General features: G+C 37.8%; 21 protein-coding genes and 1 tRNA gene. 2 read left to right on the forward strand and 20 right to left on the reverse strand.

The window, feature by feature from the left end:
• Nucleotides 1-132 precede the first annotated feature (132 nt).
• From MSI_RS11005 to MSI_RS11080, 16 genes are all read right to left on the reverse strand, one after another.
• Nucleotides 133-654: a restriction endonuclease subunit S gene (locus MSI_RS11005; RefSeq protein WP_202799340.1), complete on the reverse strand. Its 522-nt coding sequence runs from the start codon at nucleotides 652-654 to the stop codon at nucleotides 133-135.
• Between the two features lie 119 nt (nucleotides 655-773).
• Nucleotides 774-1,568: a DUF3800 domain-containing protein gene (locus tag MSI_RS11010; RefSeq protein ID WP_009106958.1), complete on the reverse strand. Its 795-nt coding sequence runs from the start codon at nucleotides 1,566-1,568 to the stop codon at nucleotides 774-776.
• A gap of 47 nt (nucleotides 1,569-1,615) precedes the next feature.
• Nucleotides 1,616-3,136, reverse strand: coding sequence for a class I SAM-dependent DNA methyltransferase (locus MSI_RS11015; protein ID WP_009106960.1), 1,521 nt, complete (start codon nucleotides 3,134-3,136; stop codon nucleotides 1,616-1,618).
• 438 nt (nucleotides 3,137-3,574) lie between these two features.
• Nucleotides 3,575-3,820: a hypothetical protein gene (locus tag MSI_RS11020; RefSeq protein ID WP_009106962.1), complete on the reverse strand. Its 246-nt coding sequence runs from the start codon at nucleotides 3,818-3,820 to the stop codon at nucleotides 3,575-3,577.
• Nucleotides 3,821-3,829: 9 nt separating this feature from the next.
• On the reverse strand, nucleotides 3,830-5,359 hold the full coding sequence (locus MSI_RS11025) for a hypothetical protein (RefSeq protein ID WP_009106965.1): 1,530 nt from the start codon (nucleotides 5,357-5,359) through the stop codon (nucleotides 3,830-3,832).
• A 12-nt stretch (nucleotides 5,360-5,371) separates the two neighbouring features.
• Nucleotides 5,372-6,115: a ParB N-terminal domain-containing protein gene (locus MSI_RS11030; protein ID WP_009106968.1), complete on the reverse strand. Its 744-nt coding sequence runs from the start codon at nucleotides 6,113-6,115 to the stop codon at nucleotides 5,372-5,374.
• A 73-nt stretch (nucleotides 6,116-6,188) separates the two neighbouring features.
• A complete protein-coding gene (locus tag MSI_RS14105) occupies nucleotides 6,189-6,887 on the reverse strand; it encodes an ATP-binding protein (protein WP_009106970.1) in 699 nt (232 codons plus the stop codon).
• Between the two features lie 12 nt (nucleotides 6,888-6,899).
• Nucleotides 6,900-7,406 (reverse strand): helix-turn-helix domain-containing protein, encoded by a 507-nt coding sequence (locus MSI_RS11040; RefSeq protein WP_009106972.1) that lies wholly within the window; start codon nucleotides 7,404-7,406, stop codon nucleotides 6,900-6,902.
• Nucleotides 7,390-7,581, reverse strand: a complete 192-nt coding sequence (locus MSI_RS11045) for a hypothetical protein (protein ID WP_009106974.1) — start codon at nucleotides 7,579-7,581, stop codon at nucleotides 7,390-7,392. The genes MSI_RS11040 and MSI_RS11045 overlap by 17 nt, the downstream gene beginning before the upstream one ends.
• Entirely contained in the window at nucleotides 7,578-7,802 is a 225-nt protein-coding gene (locus tag MSI_RS15200) for a helix-turn-helix domain-containing protein (protein WP_009106976.1), read from the reverse strand. Before MSI_RS15200 ends, MSI_RS11045 begins: the two co-directional genes overlap by 4 nt.
• Before the next feature lie 151 nt (nucleotides 7,803-7,953).
• Nucleotides 7,954-9,180: a hypothetical protein gene (locus tag MSI_RS11055; RefSeq protein ID WP_009106978.1), complete on the reverse strand. Its 1,227-nt coding sequence runs from the start codon at nucleotides 9,178-9,180 to the stop codon at nucleotides 7,954-7,956.
• A 224-nt stretch (nucleotides 9,181-9,404) separates the two neighbouring features.
• Nucleotides 9,405-11,069, reverse strand: coding sequence for an RNA-binding domain-containing protein (locus MSI_RS11060; protein WP_009106980.1), 1,665 nt, complete (start codon nucleotides 11,067-11,069; stop codon nucleotides 9,405-9,407).
• 109 nt (nucleotides 11,070-11,178) lie between these two features.
• Entirely contained in the window at nucleotides 11,179-11,994 is an 816-nt protein-coding gene (locus MSI_RS11065; RefSeq protein WP_009106983.1) for a ParB N-terminal domain-containing protein, read from the reverse strand.
• 12 nt (nucleotides 11,995-12,006) lie between these two features.
• Nucleotides 12,007-13,344: a tyrosine-type recombinase/integrase gene (locus tag MSI_RS11070; RefSeq protein ID WP_009106985.1), complete on the reverse strand. Its 1,338-nt coding sequence runs from the start codon at nucleotides 13,342-13,344 to the stop codon at nucleotides 12,007-12,009.
• 130 nt (nucleotides 13,345-13,474) lie between these two features.
• A tRNA-Met gene (locus MSI_RS11075) sits at nucleotides 13,475-13,547 on the reverse strand.
• A gap of 23 nt (nucleotides 13,548-13,570) precedes the next feature.
• Nucleotides 13,571-14,245: a PrsW family glutamic-type intramembrane protease gene (locus tag MSI_RS11080; RefSeq protein WP_009106986.1), complete on the reverse strand. Its 675-nt coding sequence runs from the start codon at nucleotides 14,243-14,245 to the stop codon at nucleotides 13,571-13,573.
• A 79-nt stretch (nucleotides 14,246-14,324) separates the two neighbouring features.
• On the opposite strand from MSI_RS11080, the gene MSI_RS14110 reads away from it, so the two are divergent.
• A complete protein-coding gene (locus MSI_RS14110) occupies nucleotides 14,325-14,885 on the forward strand; it encodes a shikimate kinase (protein ID WP_009106988.1) in 561 nt (186 codons plus the stop codon).
• 53 nt (nucleotides 14,886-14,938) lie between these two features.
• Here MSI_RS14110 and MSI_RS11090 read toward each other — a convergent pair whose 3' ends face one another.
• The 4 genes from MSI_RS11090 to MSI_RS14560 form a co-directional block, all read right to left on the reverse strand.
• Entirely contained in the window at nucleotides 14,939-15,466 is a 528-nt protein-coding gene (locus tag MSI_RS11090; RefSeq protein WP_009106991.1) for a peptidylprolyl isomerase, read from the reverse strand.
• Between the two features lie 27 nt (nucleotides 15,467-15,493).
• Nucleotides 15,494-15,763 carry a NifU family protein gene (locus tag MSI_RS11095; RefSeq protein WP_009106994.1) on the reverse strand — a complete coding sequence of 90 codons (270 nt, stop codon included), beginning with the start codon at nucleotides 15,761-15,763 and terminating at the stop codon, nucleotides 15,494-15,496.
• 245 nt (nucleotides 15,764-16,008) lie between these two features.
• Nucleotides 16,009-18,234, reverse strand: coding sequence for a flagellar assembly lytic transglycosylase (locus MSI_RS11100; RefSeq protein ID WP_009106996.1), 2,226 nt, complete (start codon nucleotides 18,232-18,234; stop codon nucleotides 16,009-16,011).
• Nucleotides 18,235-18,263: 29 nt separating this feature from the next.
• Entirely contained in the window at nucleotides 18,264-20,297 is a 2,034-nt protein-coding gene (locus tag MSI_RS14560; RefSeq protein WP_192807762.1) for a LysM peptidoglycan-binding domain-containing protein, read from the reverse strand.
• A gap of 167 nt (nucleotides 20,298-20,464) precedes the next feature.
• Between MSI_RS14560 and rbr the strand changes: the two genes are divergently transcribed.
• Nucleotides 20,465-21,004: a rubrerythrin gene (gene rbr / locus MSI_RS11110; protein WP_009106999.1), complete on the forward strand. Its 540-nt coding sequence runs from the start codon at nucleotides 20,465-20,467 to the stop codon at nucleotides 21,002-21,004.
• Nucleotides 21,005-21,036 lie beyond the last annotated feature (32 nt).

The following is a 21,036-nucleotide window of genomic DNA, read 5'->3' on the forward strand; positions in this document are numbered from 1 at the left end:
CGAAAAAAATGTTCTACCATTAATGGAAAAAATTGCTGGAAATGCTATAGAAAATCGAAATCTCTCAAATCTCCGTGACATTTTACTACCTAGACTCATGTCCGGCGAATTAGACGTAGATTCAATCCAATTCTAAGCCGCTAAATTATCGTTTATCTTATTGTTCAGTACGATCTTATCATCGAGGGATGAGAGAATGGCGGCGATTTTTTGCTGGGTGGGGAGAGGGGGAAGTTTTACTGGATAATTCATTATTGAGGTTTTATCCCCACGAGGCATTTTTGTTCCTTTAGATGTTGCCATACTGTATTTAAAGAACTCATCATCAGTTAAAACATAATACAAATATTCTTTTGAAATATTTTCTTTAGCTTTGAAAACTAAAACATCGGCAGAACATCCACCTGAAAATGTTGCTTTCCAGATTTTTTTAAAATATGGTCGAATGTTAGAAACTAAAGTATCATCAATTTCGAAGCTTGGTGTGTATTCGCCTGTCGGTAATGTTGTGGCTGTTGTTATACCTGCACGATTTGGAAGCATATTTTCGGTTGAGATATAAGTTGAATTATCTAGAGTCAAAACTTCCATTCTGTCTTTTCCATAATCACAGATATCTTTTAGTTTACATTCTTTCCACTCTTTCATTTTCATTCCTTTTATTATATGTCTTTCAAAGCTTTAAAACTTGACAAAAGCAAAATTTGGCAGTAAATTTTAGTCGAACCACTGAAAAAGCGAATGCTTCGTAGGTGGTGTTCTTGTTTTAAACGCTATTTTGGGTAAATCACAAGTCCGAATTCATTTGCTTTTGAAGCCTTTAGATTTAATCTTCCATAATATTTCAAAGTTGCCATTACCCTCGAAACAAATTGATTATCAATCACACTTGCAACACGAGCAGGAAGCGGTTTACCATTCATAACACATTTGAAATATAAATGCACAAAGTATGAAATAAAATCGCAGATTTGTATAAAATAAGACTCAGCAGAATCTTTCTCTAGAATATCCTCAATAAGTCCTGTAATTGGTTGGTTTATAGATTCATAGTTGAATTGAGATTGAATAGGATTGTATGCGCGGATTGCACGGGCTGTTTTTCTCATTGGTGCAAGTCGACCTTTGTCCGTTATTACAATATAGTTCCATTCTTCGTTGCTTGCATTTTCAATTCTCTGAATATTATATGTCAGAGCCTTTTCAAGAATGTTATAGTTTGAATCTGTTATTTTTGTCTTGTCGATTATTACATTTATGCATGAAAAATCCATTTGTTCAGCAATACATTTTGTATATGCAATGAGGATTTCTTGTTTCTGTTCCTTTGTCCAACAGTAATTTCTGTACGGATTTTTATCCGTCAAAAAATTTTTTGTATGCATTTCTACAGTTGAATGAAATCCGTATTTTTCTTTGAGTAATGCACGACAATTTTTCATTACGTTATAGTTTTTCTGCCAGCTACTAGTTTTCGTATAAATGCTTGTCAAAACAAAATCATCGCTAGAGCTATTAACAAAACCGTCATCACCAGTTTCATCAAAGTATGCTATTACAGTTTCCATATATATTCCAATAATTTTTTCAACCCGTGACGCTTTGTCACGATTTTCTAAATTTTATACCCAATCTCACCGAGGTTCTTTTTTATCTGCTCTTCAAGTTCATGGCTCTTTGCAAACATTCCACCAAGTTCGGTTGTAAGGCGTTTCATCTTATCATCAAAAGGCTCATCGTCTTCTTCTTTTTCTTCGATACCAACATAGCGACCTGGAGTAAGAATGAAATCCTGTTCAGCAATTTGTTTTGTTGTTGTAACTGCACAGAATCCTTTTACATCTTCTAATGTTCCGTTCTGGAATGCTGTAAATGTGTCTGCAAGTTTTGCAATATCTTCGTCAGAAAAATCGCGGTGCTTGCGGTCAACCATGTGGCCCATGTTGCGAGCATCGATAAACAAAGTTTTGCCAGTTTGTTTTTTGTTGCGGGTAATGAACCACAAAGTTACCGGAATTGTTACGCTGTAGAAAAGCTGAGTTGGCATAGCAACTATACCTTCAATCAAATCTGCTTCGATAATTTTTCGACGGATTTCTCCTTCACCACCTGTCTGTGTTGAAAGGGCACCATTCGCAAGAACGAGACCGATTTTTCCATTTGGAGCAAGATGATAAATCATGTGTTCAATCCATGCAAAGTTTGCATTTCCTGCAGGCGGAAGTCCGTATGCCCAGCGAGGATCGTTCTGCAATTTATCCTGTCCCCAGTTGCTCAGATTGAAAGGTGGATTTGCCATAATAAAATCAAACTTTTGTGTTGAATGAAGATCGTTAAAGAAAGTGTCTTCCGGATGGTCGCAAAAGTTTGCATCGATTCCTCGGATTGCCATATTCATCTTGGCCATCTTCCAGGTGTCGGCATTGGCTTCTTGTCCGAATACACTGATGTTGCTTCTGTTTCCTGCATGTTCCTGAATGAACTTTACTGACTGAACGAACATACCACCTGAACCACAGCATGGGTCATAAACTCGTTTTCCTTCTGATGGCTTTAAGATATTTACAATTGTTTTTACAACACTGGCAGGAGTATAGAATTCTCCACCTTTTACACCTTCGTAACTTGCAAACTGAGCAATACAATATTCATAAGTTCGGCCAAGCAAATCTTTACTTGCCTCGGTGTCGCTCATATCCATGTTTGTGAATACGTCTACTACGTTTCCAAGAACGCGTTTGTCTAATTCTGGATTTGCATAGTTCTTTGGCAAAACGCCTTTCAAGCTTTTGTTATCAGCTTCAATGGAAATCATGGCTTTATCGAGAATGGTTCCGATTTCTGGTGTATGGGCAGCCTTTGCAATTTCACTCCAGCGTGCCTCTGGCGGAACAAAGAAAATGTTGTCTGCTTCGTATGCGTCTGGATCGTCTTCAAAACCATCGCCTTCTTCTACAAGTTCCTTGTACTTCTTTTCAAATGCGGTTGAGATGTATTTTAAGAAGATAAGTCCTGTAAAGATTTTGCGGTAATCTGCAGCAGGGATATGTCCCCAAAGTTCACAAGCTGCATCCCAAATCTGCTGTTCAAATCCGATTGTTGCGGAAGAAGATTTGGTCGATTTTGACTTTGCCATAATGATGTCCTTTTTTGAAAGTTGATAGTTCTATTATATCATATTTTCAGATTTTTGTAGTTGATAAGGTAAGTAATCCAAGCCCAGCTTGGTGGTCCTCCAGTGGCGAAATGTTGGCTGGGATGCAACGACAGGACGTTGCTCGTGGGAGTGAGAAAAAACTCGCTGGATAAGACCACACTTTGTCTGAGAGCCATTTTGTCCGAATAGGACTGGCTTTCATGACTGTGGCCGCAATGTTGCGGGATTTTTCGAGAGGCGACGAAACGCCTCTAATAGAGAGATAAACCGACGATACGGTTTGGGGCCCCGGACTGAAAATGTTATACCACGAAGTTGGTATGACGTTTTCAGTGTGGGGTACACCCAGTTTGGCAAGCCAAATTGTGGTGTAAAGCGGATTCCTTTTGGAATCCGCAACGTTGCGAAGCTGTATTTTTAATCAAACATAGATGCAAAATCCTCATCGTCGGCATCTACTATATCAATAATAGAACCATTACAGTTTGGGAATTTGCAATAAATAAAGTAGTCATTTCCTTTATTGAAGACTCTCATTTCTTCTCCCTGAAAAACTTTGCCACAATGAATACAACGAATCCAAGAATCAAGCTTAAAACCCTCTCCCCTTAATGTAGAGCGTAACACTTTTAATCTGATTTTTTCATCTATTACTAATTCCATAAAAACCTCCTATCTCTCCAAATCATAATTATTATTAATTTTTTTCTTACTAATGGTGTGCTGATGATGTATCAGATTCTTTTCCTGTATCTGATAATCCAATTCCGCGTTATAAAACTTCTTGTTGAAATCAGAAAACTTTTCACAATTGTTTCTGTCCATTAAATCAGCAAGATGTCTGAAATCCTTTGAAGTTTTATTCCAAAAATTCTTGAATGCTGCTTTATACCAGTTCAATTCTGTTGTAATTGCAGTGACAATCTTTTTTACATTTCCAACAAATTTATTAAATCTGGCAGAAAAGTTTTCAAAACGATTGTTCTTAAATGCGTTGATTTCAGAATCAATAGTCATGTTTTTTCTTTCAACTTCATCGCAAAGCTGATTATAAACGCCAACTTTTTGTGCTGAAGTTTTGAACAGACTTTTATCACGCTCTAAATCATTCTGCTCTAATTCAAGATTTTTAGATGTCTTTTGATTTTCAGCCTGAATAGTTTGAGCATCCTGTAAAGTTTTATCAGCATTTTTGGACTTCTGGTCAATTTCATTTTTCTGCTCATCAAGTTCCTTTTGCTTTTTAGAAAGCTGATTTTCTTTGAAAAACAAATCCAAAGATTTATCATTGTTTGCCTGAATATCTTTTTCCAGCTGTTCAGATTTCTGATTAAAAGATTCAATATTTTTATCCAAATCAGTTCTATCCTGTTCAAGCTGCTGTTCTTTCTGTGAAAGTCTTTTCTCTTTCTTTTCGTTTTCTTTCATCTGCTGATACACAGGCTTTTCCTTATGAGAATGCCTTTCTCCAGGAGTTCTGTCTATTTTGATTCCACGTTCTTCCGCAAAATCCTGTAAGGCATGCCTAGCTGATTCTTCAAGCTGCTGCTGACCTGTACCTTTACCTTTTGCGGTAACAAATCCCATCTCCGCTAAGGCTCCGCTCATTGAGCATTGCAATTCCATTCCGGTTTTAAGAGATTTTCCAAGATGGGCCACATACACAAAGTCGAAATGTATATGTACAGGAGAGAAAATCTTCTGATGTGTTTCTTCGTCAATTGAAAATTCATCATTGTGAAGATAAATCCCAATTGGAACAATGTTAGGATATTTTTTAATCAGGAAATTACAAAAATCTTTTAACACTCTGGAAGCTTTTTCATCATCCGGTCTGTTATTTCTATTTCCTAATTGGATAATCATTTCATAAGCGGGCTTACGTCTTCCATTAGCTTTTATATTTTTGTGTTTTCCCTGGCGCTTGTCGTTAAGAATTGTTTCCAGATAATTTTCAATCCGACGGTCTTTCCGTTTCTGCTTCGCGTTGTATTTTTTTACAGCTTCGCCAAATATCTGCTCATAGCACTCTTCTAAAGTGCCACAATCAAGAATTGTTTCATGCGGTCTCGAAAGATCGATATGTTTTTCTGAACTTACGATTTTTGGATCACGCTTATTGTGTAAACGATGAATTATAGGTCTACAATGGCACATTGCCTTGTAGCCCATGAACTCTAAAGTTAAATCTTCATTTCCCATGAGCTACTCCTTTTACAAAGCTGCAAGAATTTCTTCTGCGTTTTTTCCATTTGCAATTTCATTCAAAGCAAACTTTATGCCTTTAATAAACTCAGACTTATTTATAGAAGAATTTGCATTGGATTTAATTGTTATGGGATGTTCAGCTTTTTTGACTTCCGAAAGCGCCTTATTAATTGAGAGTTCTCCAGAGGCAACTTTATCCAAAGTCTGTTTATCAGCTTTTTTTGAAAGCTCTCGTATTTTCTGAACCGACCGTTCAGATTTTTTAAGCTGTTCGGCAATTTTTGCATCAGTAAAATCTTCGGTTGATTTTCCCTCTGCTTTTGCATTCTGCTTCATTCCTTCCAGTTTTTTGAACATTGCAAAAACTTCTGCATCGCTAAGATTTCTGCGGTCAAGTTGTAAGTGAAGTTCATATTTTAAGGCTTCGTTTTTATCTACAAAATTTTTATAAACTACTGGAAGATACTTTATTCCAACCTGATTTGCCGCTATAAAACGGGAGTTACCATCCAGAATAGAACCGTCTTTTGTCGCAATAATCGGCTGTGATTTATCGAACCCATGTTTTTTCATATCTTGCGCAATGCGTTCTACCTTTTCTGGCTCCTGTGCAAATAATTCTTTGAAATCTTTATCAAATTTCAGCTTTGAGATTTCAACCATCTGTATTCTTTCAGAATCGAATTTATTCTGAATATTCTGTTTAGCTGCTTCGAATGAAGTGCTAATTTTTTTATTAAAAAATTTCATATAGTAGTTCTCCTTTTGAGTCTCAGAATCATCTTGTCCGGCCGGAAACAAAATGATTCTGAAAATAAAATAATTACAAAGCTATATCACGCTTGTTTGCTCTGTAGCTTTCCCCTGAAAATTCCAGATAAATGCAAGTTTCTTTAAGCCTGTCGTAAATTGCCTCTCCAAAGAATTTTATTAATTCATTCTTTCCAAGATTGGAAATCAAGACTGTTGGAAGGCGATTATTGTATCTATTACGGATGATGTAAGACAGGTAACCTTTCTCTTTGACGGGATCCATGGTTCTTCCTATTTCATCAATTACCAGTAATTTGTAATTTGAAAATCTTGAGAGAATTTCAAGTTTGTTTTCGGACGACTTAAAATTGTCTCCAGAATCAACCTGAAGAAGAAGAGTATCTGCATCTATCATTTTGCCGCCTATACTATGGACAAGTCCTGCGCCTAAATGAGATTTTCCAGTTCCACATTTTCCTGAAAGAATTAAGGTTTTATGATTATTATCATCATTTACGAAAGACAGAATCTTCTCATAATTTATCTTTTCCTCCTCTGTTCTAGGATGATATGTGGTTAATGAATCATTCCAAAGAAATCTGGGAACTCCACTTTCCTTTGAACGATAGTAGCTAAGCCTTTTACGGATAACCTCAAGTTTTTCTTCTTCCTCAAGTGATCGCAGCATAGCCTCTTTTTCTGGAGAATATTCATGCGGTAAACGTTCGAGAATACTACAGAAGTCGATATTTCTTATCTCATGATCCATAATGATAACCTCCTAAAAAAAGCAATTGTCTAATTCTGCGTCAGAAACAGTATCTACTGAAGTTAATTCAGTAAGTGGGATGCCCTTTATTAGTCTCGTATTATTATTTCTTGTAATATTCTCTGTGCAGTTTTTTTCGTGGGACAATTGCATATTTTTTTCATAGGCCATACGCATTTTTTTTCCTTCTTTGGCAAAAAATGTGGCTAATTCTGGGTGTGATGTATTAGGCTTGATATGGCGAATCACTTTGTTGCCATCACCAGTCTTAAAATGCGTGATTGTTACTAATTCAAGCTGTTTAAGGTTTCTTATCCAGAGATTAATGGTTCTAATATTGACACCATAGATTCTGGCAAAGAAATCATTGGTTGAGTAGCAATAACCATTCTTTAAGGACAGTACAGAAATATCGCTCCAAAGAAGTCTTGCTCCTGGAATTATTCTAGGATTCAAGCGAATGCATGCGGGAAGAATCGTATAATACGTTGGCAACGGGATATTATCTTTCATTTCCATAATTGTTTTCCTTCTTTAAATTTCTAGAAATTGAAACATTACGTCTTTTACAAACGGTAATCTCGTAAAATACAATTTTTCCATCATGAAATGTAAATTTTACTTCGCATGATCCAAAACGAATGTTCTCGTTATTTATATCTTTCATTATTTGGATTAATAATGCTTCATTCATTTTTCACCTCTGAATATTGAAGTTCTGCAGGATAAAATGTAGTTCTCAAGGTCCTTACGATGGATAAGAACTCTCTTGTGTACGATAGTGCGTGGAAGGTCGTCATAAGAGATAAGCGAGTCAAGAGTTGATAAGCCCACTCCTAATATCTGTGCGGTCTCCTGTCGTGAGAATAATGTCTTTTCGGGCCACTCTGTAATGGCGTAGTTTGTTGGTTTCATGTCTGAAACTCCTTTTGAGTTCCAGAATCTAGAATAGGAACTCAGATAGTGTCAGCTAGCTTTTTGAAGGAGAAACTCTCCTCTGCTGCAACTATCTGAATGATAAGAGATAATTAAAATGTTTGAAAAACTAAAATTGAACTAAAAAAAACTACTTATGACTTAATGGAGGATTTTTTAAAAGTAATGCTTTTTTTACATCATCATATTTTTTTACTTTATCAGAACGTTGTTCTAACCCATTAAATGTTCTTCCTGTTAATTCCTTAAAAGCTGTATCTGGTATCCTTGCTTGAATTTCACAAAATAAGAAGTCGTTATCTTTAATGAATTCCGCAAATGCACCTTGTGAAAAGGGGGAATTAAATTCTATAACATCATTTAAATATGAGATATAACCTAGTTCGAAGAAAATTTTGAAATAAATATCAGTTTGATCAAGATGAGCTTTAAGAACTTTGTATCCAGAATTATTTTGCAATTTCTTGAACATAAGTTCTTTTATGTCATCTGTGGATATTTCTGGTGAATTGCTTATTTTATCTGACTCAAAATTGAATGTCTCATTATGGTAGGTATTAGAATAAGTTTTGTAGTTGAACTCAGGATTATTAATATTTTGTTGAATATTTATAGTTACTTGTTCCGATTTTGCTCCTTGGTTTTTATAATCATAAAACATAGCAAGTTTCATGAAATCATCAAAACATTCATTACTAAGGTTTTGTAATTCAATAGTTGTATCTTCAATTGTTTCTTTTGGTTGATAATTATCATCCACTCTAAATAAAGGATAATTAACAAAATCTGGAACATCAGAAAAGAAATTGCAGTTATCATGTTGGTAAATAACATAAGGACGAGGAGAAAGTCTGATATGTGTTAAAAGATTGGATTGAAGGATATATGAAATCCAAAAACATGTCGTAGGATATTTTGGTTTAAATAGTCCTAGTTTTGCTACGTCATTAACATAAGGCGTAATTTTTTTACAAAACTCAGCAGTGAATTCATTATAACTATTATTTAAAATAGCAATAACTTTTTCTCCAGCTTCAGCTAAGCGATTTTGAGAAAAATGATAATGGTAATCTGCATTTTCTTTAATAAAGTCTATGCTATCTAATTGTAAAAAATAATTAATACGTTCTTTTTGAGTTAATTTAGAAAACCAATCTGATAATAGTTTACAGTGAATAGCAATATCAATAAGTTGATCTAAGTGAAAGATTATATCATCTTTACTTTCATTGGGAGATTTACAAATACGAGTGTAATATTCCTCAAATGATTCTGTACCATCTTGAAAATATTGTGTTATTGTTTGCGGTGTGCTATTAGCTTGTGTATCATTCTGATACTTTCTGAGCCAAATCATCCTGGAATTCTCCTTGTAATAAATTTTACACTTATGCAGTTATAAAAGATGATATCATATATAATTTTAATAACGCCACTACAAAATCAGCAAGATTTTCCTGAAATATCTGAACGCAACTTTGCGTTTAAAAGATTCTATCAAAATACAAAATTACGATAACTTTGAAAGATAATATAAAAGGCTTTCAAAACTGTCGAAACAGAATTGAAAGCCTTTGAAACTTAATCTTTTAATTTATAATTAGCATATTTGCCTTTTTGATTCTGAACAAGCTTGCCTTCAGCCATAAGCTTCTTGATTTGTAAATAAGCCTGAACATCGGTTATCTTAAGCAAGTCGGCTACATCTTCTTTTGTAATTATTCCGTCCTGCTGTTTTGCAAGTTTAATAATCAGTTCTGGATAACGCACTGCATCTATGTCGGTTTGTCTAACATATTTTGCACTTTCATTATTCTGTTTATAGACTTTTGCGCTTAATATGTATGAACGATTAGCACCGTTGCCAATAGCTTCTACTAAACCTGCTTCAACCAGATTTTCAATCGTAGAACTTGTTCGAGATTTATTAAGATGTATAACTTCGCTTAATCGTTCAACAGTAACTCTCCGTTCATTTCGAATTGTTGAAAGTATCATTAATGCATTTATAGAAAGTGGCTGATTACGCCTATTTTGTTCATCTGCAATCATTTTTGTAAATTGCATATCCGGATTTGCTCGTGGAACAAACAGTTTTACAATTGATGATGTACTTTCAGAATAGTCTGGCCAAGGTCGTCCATAAAGAATCGAGCCTTCATAAATTCTATCAATACCACGACCAGTTTTTTCAGCTAAACCAACTCTTTTTAATACATCGGAAAGACATGGATTTCTTCCATGAGGTTCAACAAAAATAAGGTTTTCTGAATTTACACCTTCTATAAATCCACCTTGACTTGAAATAGTCATTCCCTCATCATCAATCAGAACTCTGACTTGTCCAAGCTGTGTGTAATCTCTATGTCCAAATGCATTCAATAAACCTTCGCGGAAAGCTGCATGTGTGAACTCTGGAACAGGTATTCTAAAAAGGCCATATTCCATTTCTTTTTCTGGATTCCAGGCTTTAAAGTAAGTTGAAAACTTTTCAAATATCTTTCCTAATGGTTCATTTGAAGTTTCATTTATTTTTACACTTGTTCCAGATAATACTTGAAACGATGCCCGATATGTTGGCATAAGACGTTTTAAGCTTTCTGTTTTTCCAAGAAAAAGCAAACCTGTTACAGTTGGAACTATTTTTCCATTTTCTTCAACGATAAAATGTAATGCTTTGTAAAAATCTTCCTGATTTAATTCAAGTAAAGATTTATCACTTCCAATACTGTTTTTAATAATACTTCTTAGACGTTCGAATTCTAGGACATCTATATCTTCTTCTGTTGCACCTTCAAGTGGTTGTGCGGAAAAATCTAGCAGACTTAATTCTGATAATCGGCTAGGAATTTCATAAGGAAACAAAGGGACAGCTTCAGGGGATCCATCAAACTTTAATCTGCGGCGTAAAGTTTTTCCGCTAGAAGTTGCGGTAACTGTTCTTGCTTTTGGAACCTCTATGCGTAAGATGTCAGTTTTATTTTCAGTTATGATTTCAGCTCTTGTTGAAACAGATGGTACTGTGCTGTTAGCAATTAAGGCCATTACACCGATAGTATCTTTATGCTGTTTTGTAAGACCTGTTATTTCACCATCATCTTCAACACCGAGATAAAGAATACCACCTTCCGCATTTGTCATTCCAACAATAGCATCAATTAACTCAGAATCTGGTAATCCATTCTTTTCTTTTGTATCTGATTTGAACTCAGTAAAAAGATCTTCTTTTTCAGGTATTGTTCTCATATAAAGTTCCTTTTAAGTCAATTATAATCTGTTTTAATTCAATATGTCGAGTTAAAACTTAATTCTAACTCAATATTCGAGTTAGAATTGAATTAAAACCGAGTTAGAATTAAGCAATTCCGAATCTCTGTGAGATTTTGGAAAGTTCTTCATCATTAAGTTTCAATTCTCCAAGTTCCAGTCTTGCGATTCTCTTGTCTTTCAGAATCTGTGATTTCTTCTTTCCTTTTTCCAGTTCTGACAGAACGAAAAGAACTCCAAGTTTGAAGGAATCAGAATTGATGCCTTTGCCTGTATTAGAGGTCTTTTCTTCGGAATTATCCTCTGCAGTTCTGACCTTTTTTCTGGCTTCTGCAGCCTTAATCATCTCATGCGCCTTATTTATGGAAACACTGCCGTTCTGAATCTTTTCAAGGAGGTGAGAGTCTGCCTTCTTTGCAATTTCACGCATTTTGCAAACCTGACGAGCCGACTTATTAAGCTGACGGCCAATTGTTTCATCAGATGATCCTTGTGCGTTTGGATTTGAACGGCGGATTTTATCGAGCTTTAAGAAGGCGGCGAAATATTCCCCATCTGTTAAACGTCTGGAGTTTAATTGCATCTTATACTCATATTCAATTGTTTCATCACGACTATCAAACTTCTTGATAATAACTGGGACTTTCTGAAGTCCAGCTTTTTTTGCTGCCATAAAGCGTGAATGGCCGTCAACAATGATATAAGCCTCAGTTACAATAATCGGTCTGGATTTATCAAATCCATTTGCCCTCATATCATTTGCTATCTCTGCAACTTTGTCATTCTCCTGTTGAAACACATTCTTGAAGTCTCTGTCAAAATGAAGCTGTGAAACTTCAACCATCTTAATCTTTGCATTATCTTTATCATTTGTTTTTACAGTTTTCTTTCCAAAAATACCCATATTCACTTCTCCTTATGCAATTTCTTTATCCAGTTCTTCAAGCTTGCTGTTCAGCATGTTGATTGTTTCTTCATCTTCATTCTGGTCAATAAAGATTTTCTTCATAACGTTTCTTGCCAAATCAACAACCTTATCATCTTCAAGGTGTGCTGCATAATGATTGAGCATGGCTTCGGTTTTGTGGCCAGAGAGTGCCATTACATAGCGTTTGTCTTTTACATAATCCAGCATTCGTGAACAGAAGAAGTGGCGCCAGGAATGGAAACAGATTTCTTTTGAGTTTTCATAACCAATATCTTTAAGTGCGCGTTTGAGGTATTTATTAAACTGTTTACTGTCCATTGGCTTTTCTTTTACGGTACTGTAGAAAATGAATCCATTATCAAAGGGATTAAAATCTGCAAGCATCTTAAGTTTCAGATAAAGCTGATGTGAAATAGGAATTGGGACAGAACGTTCTTCGCCATTCTTACAGCATTTCAACCCATCGTATTTGGACCAGCTTTTGCGTACATAGATTTCATCATCACCAAGATCATCAATTGTGAGTGCTTGGATTTCTCCGGCTCGCATTCCTGTGTGCATTGCAAGTTCATTTGCAATCTTTGCTTCGTCATTATCCCAATCAAGTTCCATGAGGCGGTTTGCAGTTTCCATATCAATGACTTTTCGTTCTTTACTCTGATTGGAACATTTGATAATTCCATCAAAGCAATTGTTTTGTGTCAGGTCGTGATAGTAAGCCCACTTCATAGGAATTGTGATTGTTTCAATAATTGAGTTTACAGTTTTAGGTGCAAGCTTCTGGGCTTCATCGCTGGAGAAGAAAGCCTCTACATCGTTTCTTGTAATTTCACCGACACATTTTCCGGCAAGACGAGGAATCCAGTAAAGGCGGGTTCTGCTCATAAGTGTTGCACAATACTGACGATGGATAGACTGTTTCTTTCCAAGCTTCTCTCTTACATAAGGAGACTTTTCAAAATCCCAGAAGTTTTCGAGGAAGTCTTCAATAGGAATACTTCCCTTTGAAGATTTAGGAACAGCAGAGTAGAGGTAGTTTCTTTCCTTCAGAATCTTGATGATTGTTTCAATGTCTTCTGTAGCAAAATCTGCGGTGCGTAAATCATTGAAGAGTCTGATCTTATCAATGCTCTGAACTTTTGAGTCCTTGCTGTTTACTCGTACAGGAATGTTTCCGGTTACAATCCATTCCATAACCTTGCGTTCAGCTTCGGCACGGTTTTTACAGCCAGTAGATTTGTTGTTGGAAAGAGTTCCATCTGAAAGACGGATTTGAGCGTAATAAAACCCAGTATGGGCTTTAAAAATTAAATAGGGCTTAGCCATATTCACCTCACTAAGACCGTAAACAGTTACTTAAATTGTTTACTTAAATTAGTAATTTGAATCACGCTAAGCCCTACTTTATTGGGTTTAGTAGTGCGCTAAATCGTTATAACATAACAACTTAGCAGTATAGCGGGGGCAGGACTCGAACCTGCGGCCTCCGGGTTATGAGCCCGACGAGCTGCCAACTGCTCTACCCCGCGTCGTGTTCGTGTATAGTACACCCTTAATAGAATATTGTCAAGCGATTTTCGCAGAGATTTTGCAAACTTACGTATTTATTGCGGCATTCTATGAAGGCAAGAATGATTACGGCGATTGAAAAATACTTGAGGTCGTTCTGGAAGCCGGCGAAGAAATCGTAGATTCCGTGAAGGACAACTGCAAGAATAAATACCGAAATACTTACAGGCTTGTTACGGCAGCTATAAAGGAAGAGACCGCCGAGTCCTGTGCAGGCCATGTGAATCAAATCTGAAGTAAAAATGCGGATAAAAATCTGTGAAAGCAAAAGCTGGGCACCGCGGGATGCTGCTTTCTGCAAATGATCAAGGAAATAAACTGTAGATTCAAAGCAACCCAGTGTTAATCCCATGAAAAATGCCAGGAACAAAAAGTCGCTTTCAGAAAGTTTTTTGTGGGGAATTGGAATCAGGAAAAGCATTTTAATCAACTCTTCGGTGAGTCCGTAAATAATAATCGATTTTAATAGAGTCTGTAAAACAGGATTATTTTCAAAAAGACCGAAATCAGGCAGAAAATACTGAATCAATGAAATTGGGAAAACAGCAATAAGTCCTAAAAGAACAGCAATCAACTGATCTGTAATCCGGATTTTTAAGAGAAGGGTGTAAATTACGAAGCAAATAATTATGGGTAAAAAACAAAGTGCTATAGTCATAAACCACCTGTTATTACAATACAACAAAGACTAGACTTTTACAATTCAAATGCTATAATTTTCTTATATTGAGGAAAGTATGAATAATTCTATTGTATTAATGGGCCTTAAACATTGCGGTAAAACAACTCAGGGTAAGCTTCTGGCTGAAAATTTTTCTGTTCCTTTTTTTGATACAGATAATGTACTGGAAGAAATCGTTGGAACATCTTTCCGAAAATATTATGCAGATAAAGGTCCTGCAGCATTTGCTCTTGCTGAAGAAGAGGCCTGTCACAAAATTGTAAGTGAACATCCGGATGACAGAATTGTTGTAGCAACCGGAGGCGGAATCTGTGATAACGCCCCTGCCCTCAACGAGCTTCGTCAGCTTGGAAAATTTGTTTTCCTTCGTATCGATATCGAATATTCTGTTGCACGAATTATGGCAAAAGTAAAACAGGATGTATTTGGAAAATTTGAAGGCGCTCCAGCCTGGGTAATGAAGGAAAATCCAAAGAATCTTCACGAAGTAAAAGAAATTTTGACAAAGCGCTTTGAAGAACGTAACGAGCAGTATAAGAATATTGCTGATGTTGTTGTTTCAATAAAAAATGCCCCGATTCAGGATAATTTTAAGACTATCCTGGGGGCAATTTAATAAAGATGATGATGAAGGTAATTTAATCGGTCGCACAAAGTGACCGATTTTTTTTAGTTTCCGCAGCCTTCACAGCCGCCGTCGCAACCACAGTCTCCACCACATCCTCCGCAGCCACCGCCACATCCGCAGCTTGGGTTGAGTTCTTCTTCTGTTGGTTCTCGAACTTCTACAACTTCTACATCAAAAGTAAGAGTTTTTCCTGCCAATTCGTGGTTTCCGTCGATTTTTACCTTGTCGTCGCCAACTTCAACTACACGAACAATTGCAGGTCCGCCCTGTGTCATTACCTGGAACTGCTGTCCAACTTCAATAACATCAATTCCTTCAAACTGAGCGCGGTCTACGTCCATAACCATGCGTGGGTCGAATTCGCCGTAGCCGTCTTTTGGGGCAATTACAGCCTTAAATTTTGCGCCGGCTTCTTTTCCTTCAAGTTCTGCTTCAAGGCCTGGAATCAAATAACCGTTTCCGTGAATATAGCCGAGAGGTTCTTTTCCGACAGAAGAGTCAATCTGAAGACCGTCTTCGCCGGTAAGGGTATAGTGAATGCTAACCCATTTGTCTTTTGAGATTTTCATGTCTATTCCTTAAAAAGTAATTAAAAATTAGAAGGGCATTTCTTCGCCGTAGTCTGGTGCGTTGTCCTGAACAACTTCTGTAACTTCAGGGCAGGCATCCTTAAGATAGCGTTCAATTCCCATTTTGAGTGTCATAAGTGCCATCGGGCAGCTTCCACAGGCACCTGTAAGCTTAAGATGAACTTTTCCGTCATCATCAATTCCTACATATTCCATATCGCCGCCGTCTGCCTGTAACTGTGGGCGGAACATTTCAAGGGCTTCTTTTACTGTAGCTTCCATTGCTTCGTTTGCCATAGGGGTCCTCGCTTAATATTGATTTGTTTCGCTATAAATGTACTGAAATATAGAAGAAAAGTCCAAGAAAAAATGAGTTAACTGAAATTGCCGCGAGGGCGCAGGGCGTGGTTCAAAAACATTCTATTTTTGTCTGCCGCGCTAGCGGCGCATGCAATAGTTTCCTTACAAAAATAGCATGTAGCGAGGTACCGAGCGGTTTTGAACCATGCCTTGCGCCCGGGAGGCAAGTTTAAGTTGATTTATTATTCTACCATTTCATTTACCAGCGAAACAGAATCTTCGTACAAAAGCTGATAGAGGATTGCGGCGGATAGTAATTTGCGGCCGTATTCCTGGGTTTCGGCATAAGGAATTGTTTCCAGAAAGAGGTCGTGAGGCATATTCTGTTTTTTTCCGAATTCAATTAATGAACTTTGCAGCCAGCGGCGCACTTTTGTAATTCCAGCATTATAAGAGAAGAATGATAAAAGATATGAATTATCACAGCGGCGGAAAAGCTCGCTGAAATAGTAAGTTCCAAACTGAATGTTTGTATCAGGCTCGTTCAAATCGTAATCCGGCTTTTTTACGCGACGGGAAATATCGTTGGCGGTGGCAGGCATAAGCTGAGTTAATCCTACTGCACCGGCGTGGCTTTTTATATCAAGATCAAAAAAACTTTCGCTGCGGATAAGGGCATACATAACTGCCGGCTCAACCTTGTAAGTCTTGCACCAGTTTTCTACAGATGCAGAAAAGCCCTGTGGATAAAGCAGCTTCATCTCTTCTGAAGAAAGTTCCCGTTCAGAAACAAGGGCTGCCCGGCTTGCAATTCTTATGCTCTGAACATAATAATCATTATTTTCTTCACCGCATTTATTCAAAAATTCCGCGATATGGAAGGAAGATTCTGCAGAAATCCCCTTTTTATATAATTCCATGTATGCTGGATAAACCTGTTCTGGAAATCCGAATTTTACATAGCCTTCTAAAAGATTTTCTGCCGCAGTATCAGGCTTAAAGCCTGCAGCAAGATTGATTCCGCCGTATTTTTCAGAATAATTGAAAATTACTTTTTTAATCTGCTCTAAATTATAGCCAAGTTTTTTTGCGGCAAGTATTTTGTAGTAAATGTGATTTCCATTTTTGATTGCAGTAAGATAGGCGGCTTTTATTTCTTCTTCTGTGGCACTTGCATAACCCTGTTCACAAAGTCGGGCAAAAATGTAGGCAAACTGACCTGTAATTTCAGGGCTTGCAAGTCCGTCCAGGTTCCTGTAAAGGCTGCCGAATTCATTAAATTTGCCCGCCGCAAAAAGAACAGGAACCAGATTAGAAAAAATATCATCAAAATAGGCCGGGTCTGACCATTCGCGGCAATACTTATTAATAGAAGAAATTGTTTCATTTGTAAAATTCTGAAAATCTGAATTCAAAAGATACCAGAGGGCATTGTCTTTTTGAGCTGCAGACCCTGCTGACTGAACTGCAGAAAGAAAACAGTTTTTTTCCAGAGTTTTGTAGCGGTGAGTTTTTTCAAAAAGGCGTCCGGCATAAAACCAGAAGTAATATTCTGCCTCGCTGCCAGCATAATTTTTTGCGCTGGCTCTGAAAAAATTGGCGTTTGTAAGAAAATCCTGGCTTCCGTACAAAAAGGCTTTTCCAATATCTGAAAAAAACTGGGCGCGTACGGGAAGAGAACCTTCCTGAATGTAATCGAGCAGAAAGTGTGTGGTTTCAAAAGCCGGAATATAGTTTCTCTGATAAAGGAGTATTCTGTAATTGATAGCAAAATCTTGTGGCGAAAGGGAGGGCAAAGTTCCCGCTTCTAAGTTGTCTGCCCTTTCGGATGACTTGATTGCAGTATCTGTGTCAGCAGCATCATCAAAAAGAGAATCTATGTCATCGTTTGCTGAAGGGGCATCTTCAATTCCGTAAATTGCCTTTTCAAAATCAATTTCCAGATTTTCCTTGTAATATTCCAGGTGAAGTTTAGAAATTGAGCGTAGGGAAAACCAGTCAAAAAGTTCCTGTCGGTAGCGGGAATCACCGCGTTTTTTCATGGCTTCAAGGCGGATTTTTATAAGCTCGTTGGGAACTTCGGAAAAATCAAGATTTTCGGTAATTTCTATTACTTTGTTGATTTCGTTTGCGGAATAAAGCTGGCGGGCAGCAATCAGAAGATTCTGTGCTTCGGGAAATTTCTGAATCAGTTTAAGGCAGGCAGCGTTTCTTTCCTGCACAGAGCCCAGTTTGCAAAGTTCCTGGGCACTTTTCTGAGCGCAGTAGAAGCTACCCTTTTTAGCGCAGGCAGAAAATTTTTGAGCCGCTTCTTTTTCGTTTCCGGCCTGCAAAAGTTTAAGAGCAATAAAATAATTGGCATCTGGGCCAAACTTTTTTTGTCCCGGGCTTTTTAGCCCTATACCGGAACAACTTGAAAAGCAGAGCGAGAAGAACAAAAAAAGCAAAAGTCGGGACGCAGCTGTCACAAAAATCTCCGGAAAAGGCTGGCGGTCTATTACTCGGCAGGAATTGTAATGTATGTTCCCGAAATGATGTAATCAGGATTTTTAATTCCGTTGTAGCGGGCAATATATTTGTAGCGCCAAGGGTTTTTATAGTAAGTGTCAGAGATATCCCAGAGGGTATCGCCCCACTTAATTTTATAGTTGATGTCTTTTGGTTTTACAGGAGTTACCGGCGGTGGAAGAGGAACAACATCCTCTGCATTTTCGATAACTACAACTTCTTCTTCCTGTGCCTGAGGAACTGGAGGAAGAGGCTCTGGAGCTGGCATTGGTTCCGGCTCAGGAGCTTTTTCTACCGGCTTAGCTTCTGCAGGACGCAAATCTGGAAGTTCTGTAGAAGTTACCTGTGTTGAAACATCTGCCTTGTCTTTTTTGCCAAAGAGTTTGAAGTTTGGTGTAAGCACCATAAGAACAAACATAGTTGCAAGTACACAGATGATTGCACACAAAATACAGATGATAACTGCTGCCTTTGGATTTTTTTGCTCGTCATCATCAGAATTTGCGGCGGAATTACCCATTGCAGTTTCTTTATCATAAAGGCCGGTAAAGCTTAAGCCTTTTCCTGCCGGCTGTGAACTTGTTGAAGTATCCAGATCATCAAAATCAAGGTCATCAAGATAAGCGTTTGAATTATCTGAATCTGATGATGAAGTGCTTGATGTAAGAGTAGAATCCAGGTCGCCGAAATCCAGATCGTCGGTATTGAATACATCGCTTGTGGAAGGCTCTGGCTCTGTGCTGTCAAAAGAATCTGAAAGATTGAGGTCGCTGTCACCAGTAGAAAGATTTGAAGAGTCTGTGTCGAAATTTGTCTCAAAGGAAGAGTCAAAATCTGGTAAGTCGAGGTCGTCTAAAGAGTTAGAATTTGTTGTATCTGGCAAATCAAAATCTCCTGATAAAGCAGCTGATTCTGTATGAGTCTCTGCTTCATCAATAGAATTCTGTGGCTTTTCTTCAGGAATGTCAAATGATAAATCAAGAGGATCTGAAGAAATTGTTTCGTCTGGAACGTCTTCTGTGGAAAAATCTTCAAGACTTGAGTCGTCGGTAGTTTCGTCTGAAAGTGATTCTTCGGAAGCTGGCTCTTCAGCAGGCGGCTCTTCCGAAATAATTGTTGCGTCTTCTACATTTGAATCTTCAAGCACAGGTTCGCTGGCAATTGTTTCTTCCTCTGTGGCTGTCTCTTCTTCATCTTCTGTCTGGAATTCATCGATTGCAAGCGCGTCATCTTCCAGAATTGGTTCATCAAGAGGATTGAAATCTGACATTGGAGGAAGTTCAAATTCATCTGAAGCAGGCTCCTGCTGGATTTCTGCAATATCAGCGGCATCTGGTTCTGCTACAAGCTGATCGCGGATGCTGTCCAGTTCAGAACTTGTAGGTGGTAATTCAGGCTCTGGAAGAGTATTTTCTTCTTCAGAAATAGCTGTTTCTTCAACAGGAGCGTCGAATTCATTTATAACATCCGGTTCAGATTCCACAGGGCTTTCATCCGGGGTTGTGCTTTCAGGAGCTGACTCGTTAAAATCCGGCAAGTCAGGGTCGAAATTAAAATCAATAGACTGGTCGGCTTCGGGCTGCACTTCATCATCATTTCCGAAAAGCGCATTTTCTTCAGTCTCAGAAAGAGAAACTCCTTCAATTGTCGGGTCTTTGATGTCGTATTCATCGGGAAGCAGGCGTTCTTCAAGGGTTCGGGAAACAAGTGTGATAGTTGCATTGCTCTGAAGGCCTGTTTCGTTATCAACCATTTTGGCAGAAAGCTTGTTATTTTCATCAATAGAAACGGTAAAAGTAAGGGTTGGCTCTCCGTTGGGATGCTCGATCAAATCTTCAATCTGGAGGGAGTCTACGTATTCAGCATCTTCCATAGATTCAAGTTCTGAGCGGTACAAATCAACCATTACCTTTGTCTGATTGTTGTGGGCTGTTGTGAGCTCCAGAAGTCTTTCTGATGGACTTCCTTCCTTTAATACTGGATAAAAAGAGCCGTCTGCAAGTTTAATACCAATCGTTTTCATGTTTTTCCCCGAAACAAAAAAGAGTATTCCCTTTTTTATCGGAAAAAACGATTTTTTATTAAGAGAAAATTTTACTTTTGGGGGATTTGCCCTTATATTTAAAGCAATATATCTATTAATAGGAAACTGGCGGGCTCTGACCGGCTCGCTTACACAGGAGCGCATTTATGGCAAAAGAACTCAAAGGAACACAGACAGAAAAGAATCTGCAGACAGCGTTTGCAGGTGAATCACAGGCTCGCAACAAGTACACTTATTTTGCAAGTGTTGCGAAGAAAGAAGGTTATGAGCAGATTGCCGCACTTTTCTTGGAAACAGCAGATAACGAAAAAGAACACGCAAAAATGTGGTTTAAGCATTTGGGCGGAATTGGTGATACAGCAGCTAACTTGAAGGCAGCAGCAGAAGGTGAAAACTACGAATGGACTGATATGTATGCAGAATTTGCAAAAACAGCCCGTGAAGAAGGTTTTGATGCAATTGCTTTCCAGTTTGAAAAGGTTGCAGAAATTGAAAAGCACCACGAAGAGCGCTACCGCAAGCTTTTGAAGAATGTAGAAGATAAGGTAGTATTCTCTAGCGAAGGCGACGCAATCTGGCAGTGCCGAAACTGCGGTCACATTGTAGTTGGAAAAGAAGCTCCAAAAGTATGCCCGGTTTGTGCTCACCCACAGGCATACTTCCAGATTGAAGCTCAGAATTACTAATTGCACATAAAAAAACTGGCGCAAGGGAGTAA

The sequence above is a fragment of the Treponema sp. JC4 genome, assembly GCF_000260795.1.
Classification (GTDB): Bacteria; Spirochaetota; Spirochaetia; order Treponematales; family Treponemataceae; genus Treponema_D.

What these genes read in the sequence shown, in the direction of transcription:
- MSI_RS11005 (WP_202799340.1), bottom strand. Translation starts at nt 654, where the DNA reads ATGAAAATGAAAGAGTGGAAAGAATGTAAACTAAAAGATATCTGTGAT.
- MSI_RS11010 (WP_009106958.1), bottom strand. Translation starts at nt 1,568, where the DNA reads ATGGAAACTGTAATAGCATACTTTGATGAAACTGGTGATGACGGTTTT.
- MSI_RS11015 (WP_009106960.1), bottom strand. Translation starts at nt 3,136, where the DNA reads ATGGCAAAGTCAAAATCGACCAAATCTTCTTCCGCAACAATCGGATTT.
- MSI_RS11020 (WP_009106962.1), bottom strand. Translation starts at nt 3,820, where the DNA reads ATGGAATTAGTAATAGATGAAAAAATCAGATTAAAAGTGTTACGCTCT.
- MSI_RS11025 (WP_009106965.1), bottom strand. Translation starts at nt 5,359, where the DNA reads ATGGGAAATGAAGATTTAACTTTAGAGTTCATGGGCTACAAGGCAATG.
- MSI_RS11030 (WP_009106968.1), bottom strand. Translation starts at nt 6,115, where the DNA reads ATGAAATTTTTTAATAAAAAAATTAGCACTTCATTCGAAGCAGCTAAA.
- MSI_RS14105 (WP_009106970.1), bottom strand. Translation starts at nt 6,887, where the DNA reads ATGGATCATGAGATAAGAAATATCGACTTCTGTAGTATTCTCGAACGT.
- MSI_RS11040 (WP_009106972.1), bottom strand. Translation starts at nt 7,406, where the DNA reads ATGGAAATGAAAGATAATATCCCGTTGCCAACGTATTATACGATTCTT.
- MSI_RS11045 (WP_009106974.1), bottom strand. Translation starts at nt 7,581, where the DNA reads ATGAATGAAGCATTATTAATCCAAATAATGAAAGATATAAATAACGAG.
- MSI_RS15200 (WP_009106976.1), bottom strand. Translation starts at nt 7,802, where the DNA reads ATGAAACCAACAAACTACGCCATTACAGAGTGGCCCGAAAAGACATTA.
- MSI_RS11055 (WP_009106978.1), bottom strand. Translation starts at nt 9,180, where the DNA reads ATGATTTGGCTCAGAAAGTATCAGAATGATACACAAGCTAATAGCACA.
- MSI_RS11060 (WP_009106980.1), bottom strand. Translation starts at nt 11,069, where the DNA reads ATGAGAACAATACCTGAAAAAGAAGATCTTTTTACTGAGTTCAAATCA.
- MSI_RS11065 (WP_009106983.1), bottom strand. Translation starts at nt 11,994, where the DNA reads ATGGGTATTTTTGGAAAGAAAACTGTAAAAACAAATGATAAAGATAAT.
- MSI_RS11070 (WP_009106985.1), bottom strand. Translation starts at nt 13,344, where the DNA reads ATGGCTAAGCCCTATTTAATTTTTAAAGCCCATACTGGGTTTTATTAC.
- MSI_RS11080 (WP_009106986.1), bottom strand. Translation starts at nt 14,245, where the DNA reads ATGACTATAGCACTTTGTTTTTTACCCATAATTATTTGCTTCGTAATT.
- MSI_RS14110 (WP_009106988.1), top strand. Translation starts at nt 14,325, where the DNA reads ATGAATAATTCTATTGTATTAATGGGCCTTAAACATTGCGGTAAAACA.
- MSI_RS11090 (WP_009106991.1), bottom strand. Translation starts at nt 15,466, where the DNA reads ATGAAAATCTCAAAAGACAAATGGGTTAGCATTCACTATACCCTTACC.
- MSI_RS11095 (WP_009106994.1), bottom strand. Translation starts at nt 15,763, where the DNA reads ATGGCAAACGAAGCAATGGAAGCTACAGTAAAAGAAGCCCTTGAAATG.
- MSI_RS14560 (WP_192807762.1), bottom strand. Translation starts at nt 20,297, where the DNA reads ATGAAAACGATTGGTATTAAACTTGCAGACGGCTCTTTTTATCCAGTA.
- rbr (WP_009106999.1), top strand. Translation starts at nt 20,465, where the DNA reads ATGGCAAAAGAACTCAAAGGAACACAGACAGAAAAGAATCTGCAGACA.